The organism is Kitasatospora sp. NPDC093558 (genome assembly GCF_040683475.1).
Classification (GTDB): Bacteria; Actinomycetota; Actinomycetes; order Streptomycetales; family Streptomycetaceae; genus Kitasatospora.
On record NZ_JBFBDY010000912.1, the window covers coordinates 1 to 2,118 of the forward strand.

Genomic DNA, 2,118 nt, shown 5'->3' on the forward strand with positions numbered 1-2,118 from the left:
GTGGCCCACGCATGAACACCGCCGTCGTCACCGGCCTCGGGCTGGTCTCCCCGCTCGGCCGCAAGCCCGCCGAGGTCTTCGACGCCCTGGCCGCCGGCCGCTCCGGCCTGCGTGCCGTGCCCGAGGGACATGCCGCCCACGGCTGGCTGCCGGTCGCCGGGATCGCGCCGCCGGTGGACGGCCGCGAGGTGCTGCCGCCCACGGAGACCCGCTGCGTCGACCGCTTCGTCCTGCTCGCCCTGACCGCCGCCGACGACGCGCTCGCCGACGCCGGCCTGGTCGTCGGCCGGGACGTGGACCCGCACCGGACGGCCGTCGTGCTCGCCACCGGCGGGGGCGGGCTGGAGACGTTCGAGCAGCAGTCGCACCGCCGGCTGGAGCGCGGCCGCCCGGGCGTCAGCCCGTACCTGCTGCCGGGCATGCTCTCCAACATGGCGACCGCCCGGATCGCCATCAAACACGGGATCCGCGGCTACAGTTCGGCCGTCGTGACGGCCTGCGCGGCGGGTGCCCAGGCGGTCGCCGAGGGGCTGCGGCTGATCCGGTCGGGCGACGCGGACGTCGTGGTGTGCGGCGGGACGGAGTCCTCGCTGCACCCGACGATCGCCGCCGCGTTCACCAACGCCCGTGCGCTGGCGCATGGTTGGGAGGATCCGGAGGAGGCGAGCCGGCCGTTCGACGCCCGCCGCAACGGCTTCGTGCTCGGCGAGGGCAGCGCCGTCCTCGTCCTGGAGCGCACCGGGCACGCCGATGCGCGCGGCGCCGCCGGGTACGCGGACGTACTCGGCTGGGGCGCGTCCACCGACGCCCACCACCCGACCATGCCCCGCCCCGACGGCGAGGGCGCCGCCGACGCGATGCGCGCCGCACTGGCCAACGCGGGCCTCGCGCCCGGCGACATCGACTACGTGAACGCCCACGGCACCGGCACCCCGCTCGGCGACCCGATCGAGGCCGCCGCCCTGCTCGCCACCTACGGCCGGGGCCGGCCCGCGGACCGGCCGCTGCTGCTCGGCTCGGTCAAGTCCAACCTCGGCCACACCCAGGCCGCGGCGGGCGTGGCGGGCGTCATGAAGGCGGTGCTGGCGGTCCGGGCGGGGACGCTGCCGCGGACCCTGCACGCCGAACGGCCCACCGAGCACGTCGACTGGGACGCCGGGGTGCTGAAGCTGCTCGACGAGGCCGCGCCGTGGCCCGAGACGGGCCGGGCGCGCCGGGCCGCCGTGTCGTCCTTCGGCATGAGCGGGACCAACGCGCACGTGATCGTCGAGCAGGCCCCCGAGGAGGAGGCCCCGGCCGGGCCTTCGGCCGAGGGGCCCGCCCGGACGCCGTCCACGCTGCCGTGGCCGGTCAGCGCGCACAGCCCCGCCGCGCTGCGCGGCCAGGCCGCCCGCCTGCTCGCGCACCTGGCGCAGCACCCGGACGCCACCCCGGCGGACCTCGGCTACTCGCTGGCCACCACCCGCGCGCGGCTGGAGCACCGGGCCGTCCTGCTGGTCGACGACACCCTGGGCGCGGCCGAGGACCTGCGGGCGCTCGCCGCCGACGGCGCGTCGCCGACGCTGCTGCGCGGCAGCGCGCGCAGTGGGCCGGACCTCGCGCTGGTGCTGCCCGGCGAGCCCGGCACCGTCCGCACGTGGCGCCTGCTGGCCGACCAACTGCCCATGGAAGCACCGGTGTTCGCCGAGCGGATCGGCGCGTGCGAGCAGGCCCTCGCGGGCCTGGTCGACTGGTCGCTGTGGGCGGTGCTGGCGGACGACCCGGACGCCCCCTCCCCCGCGCTGCCGCAGGTCGCCGGGCCCGTGCTGTTCTCGGTCCTGGTCGCGCTGGCCGCGCAGTGGCGCGCCTGGGGCGTCCGCCCGACGGCCGTGCTCGGCACCGGCGTCGCGGGCGAGGCCGCGGCGGCGGTCGCGGAGGGCCGGACGGCACTCGCGGACGGGCTGCGTGAGGTACTCTCGGGACGGGCCGGAATCACCGAACTTCCCACCGGGAAGGGCCTGTTCCTCCTCCCGCTGATCTCTCCCGCCACCGTCGCGGCGCTCGGCCCGGACGCGACCGTCCTGGCGCCCGAGGCCGGCCGGGAGGCCAGTGCCCGGCTCGCCGGCGAGCTGTTCGTCC

The 2,118-nt window shown here is 78.0% G+C and carries 1 protein-coding gene; it reads left to right on the top strand.

Annotation, left to right across the window (positions count from 1 at the left end; genetic code table 11):
* Window positions 1–11: 11 nt before the first annotated feature.
* On the top strand, window positions 12–2,118 hold a 2,107-nt coding region (locus AB0O00_RS36855), incomplete at its 3' end, for a beta-ketoacyl synthase N-terminal-like domain-containing protein (RefSeq protein ID WP_363659063.1).